Annotated in this window: 5 protein-coding genes; all 5 read left to right on the plus strand. The window is 35.5% G+C overall.

Going from position 1 to position 2,425, the window contains the following annotated elements:
* Positions 1-128: 128 nt before the first annotated feature.
* The 5 genes from C1E24_RS20475 to C1E24_RS20495 all read left to right on the plus strand — a co-directional run bounded on the left by C1E24_RS20475 (position 129) and on the right by C1E24_RS20495 (position 2,324).
* Positions 129-389: a hypothetical protein gene (locus tag C1E24_RS20475; protein WP_138484736.1), complete on the plus strand. Its 261-nt coding sequence runs from the start codon at positions 129-131 to the stop codon at positions 387-389.
* A 180-nt stretch (positions 390-569) separates the two neighbouring features.
* Positions 570-887, plus strand: a complete 318-nt coding sequence (locus tag C1E24_RS20480; protein WP_138484738.1) for a type II toxin-antitoxin system MqsR family toxin — start codon at positions 570-572, stop codon at positions 885-887.
* Positions 888-903: 16 nt separating this feature from the next.
* Complete coding sequence (locus C1E24_RS20485; protein WP_138484740.1) at positions 904-1,437, plus strand: type II toxin-antitoxin system MqsA family antitoxin; 534 nt, start codon at positions 904-906, stop codon at positions 1,435-1,437.
* The gene (locus tag C1E24_RS20490) at positions 1,430-1,885 is read left to right on the plus strand and encodes a hypothetical protein (RefSeq protein ID WP_138484742.1); all 456 of its coding nucleotides are present in this window, start codon (positions 1,430-1,432) and stop codon (positions 1,883-1,885) included. The genes C1E24_RS20485 and C1E24_RS20490 overlap by 8 nt, the downstream gene beginning before the upstream one ends.
* Positions 1,886-2,072: 187 nt before the next feature.
* Positions 2,073-2,324: a hypothetical protein gene (locus C1E24_RS20495; RefSeq protein WP_138484744.1), complete on the plus strand. Its 252-nt coding sequence runs from the start codon at positions 2,073-2,075 to the stop codon at positions 2,322-2,324.
* The last annotated feature ends 101 nt before the right edge of the window (positions 2,325-2,425 follow it).

Below are 2,425 nucleotides of genomic sequence, written 5' to 3' on the forward strand. Positions count from 1 at the left end.
AAGGTTCAATAAGTATCAAGGCAAATAAAGCGGGACTGCTAACAGTTTGCTCGGTTTCGCTCCGCTTCACATTTTAGCAAACTATTAATCAGCCCCTTATTGTGGGCGTTATATTTTCAGGGAAGTTCATGCGTAAAATTTGTCTTTTAGCACTTTTATCAATAGTGGGATGTAGTGAAGCGGATATTGAGCCATGTAGTCAAGTGGTTATTGGAATGCTCGAATCAGAACTAGTCACAAAGCTTGGTGTTCCTTTTCAAAAATCTGATGAAGTTGATGGTAAAAAAGCACTAATGTTTAAAGGTAAAAATATTCCAACCATGATGGTTGTTGAGCTGAACAAAACTGAACTAGGTAAATATCAAGTTTCGCATTGCAACATCATGTGAAAATTGAAAATATAACAAGGCGCTAAACTAGGACAAAATTAAATAAGCTCGCCGCTTCGCTCGATTTTAGCTTATTTAATTTTGCCTGTTAGCTAAGCGTTAGGCATTTAATGCTATTCCAATTCCGTGCAATTATGTTAATATCAGCTAAACTAACCATTATGGTTACATGGAGAGTGTGTGGCTGAATACGATTTAGGACAGGTAAAGGCAGCAGCTCAAAATCTAGATATTGAATATAGAGGGCGAAAAGTTAGTAGAGATATAGCTAACTTAGGATATGACATACAAGATGTTTCTGCATGCATATGTCAACTCAGTTCAAATGACTTTCGTAAAACTCATTCCTATGAAAGTCAACCACCAGATGATGAGTATATCTGCCGCTATAAGAAAGATCCTGAGGAAGATGAATATGACGAATTATACGTTAAGTTCTGTCTTCTCGAAGGTTATCTAGTTATTGATTTAGCTTCTTTCCATTTACCTCAGTATTAGCTTGAGGAGAGTTGATATGACCAATTGCAAATTATGTAAATCTGAAAATATAGTTCAATTAGATGATATGGAAACTATCACCTATAAAGGTACGGATTTATCTGTATCAATGGAGTATTCCATCTGTAATGATTGTGGAAGAGAATTTGTGTCGAAACAACAAATTTTGAACAATGATTCTCGAGTTAGGGATGCTAAAAAAAGTGTAGATGGTCTTTTGACTTCTTCAGAAATTTATCATGCAAGAACTTCATTAGGATTAACTCAAGAACAAGCTTCTCTCGTTTTTGGTGGTGGAAAAAATGCTTTCTCAAAATATGAAAGAGCTGAAGTTTCACAAAGCGCAGCCATGGATAAGTTAATCCGTGTTTGCTTAAAGCATCAATCTGTTTTAAACGAACTATTAGAAGAAGCTGGAATTAAATCGTCTTCAATTCAATTAAGCTATGAAAATAATGTAATTCCTTATCCAAAATATAAGGCTGCTAATCAACCTATGTTTAGGACGGTAAAATCTGTAGAAGTATCAAAGGACGTCTCTTATGGATAAAGAATTAATTAGTCAGGCAATTAAATCACTTGAATTAATTGATATACATTTGTATTCCACTTCTATTGCTCGCTTTGAAGAGATCAGCGCTGATAGTTATCCTGATGAAATGGCACAGCAAAACAAAATATCCATTAAAGCTGAGTTTCTCGAAAAAGCTGATGAATCAGATGATTCAAAGTTAATCCACGCCAAGGTTGAGTTTGGTTTAAGGTTCATTGAAGAAGAGGAAGGAAGTGACATTAAAACTCTTGCCGAAATAGAAGCATGTTTTATTGCTAAGTACCATCAATTAGCTGACATATCAGAAGAAGCCATTAGCGAGTTTATGCAATTTAATGTAGTTCATAATGTATGGCCATTTTGGCGTGAACATGCATTTAGATCTGCAGCACAAGCGAAGCTACCAACCCCAATGATTTCTCTGTTTAAACCTGCATCCGAATAAATGCCTAACAAGTTGCTTAAACGGAAAAATAAAAGCTGGCCATCGCTTCGCGATTATAGCCAACTTTTATTTTCCGCTTAGCAAAGCGTTAGGTGCCTATTGAACCATGTTTCAATTTCTACTTTTTATATTAAGTTTATCGCTTGTAATATATTGGCCAATTAGGCTATTTATTACGCGCCGTAAATTGGTTAAGTATATTAGTAACACGCACCCTAAACTGTACGGTCAATTAGAAATTGAGATAGGCGCAGCTCGAGGCGAGTCAATGGAAGTTGATGGAAATCAATTCCACAAATGGCTATTAGATTCTAGCTATGAGCAACTTGATGATGACAAGTTATCTTATTTAGCCAGTAATTTTAAAGCTATTCGTATTAAATCTATTTGTTTAGTTTTTATTGGTTTTGTAATGTTACTAATTAGCGTAAATTTGTAGTAGCACCTAACAAGCCACTTAAGCGGGACTTTCTACAGTTTGCTGTTTCGCTTTCGCTCACATTTTAGCAAACTGTATTAAGCCCCTTAGTGGGGCGTTGA

The sequence above is a fragment of the Pseudoalteromonas phenolica genome (genome assembly GCF_005876835.1).
Classification (GTDB): Bacteria; Pseudomonadota; Gammaproteobacteria; order Enterobacterales; family Alteromonadaceae; genus Pseudoalteromonas; species Pseudoalteromonas phenolica_B.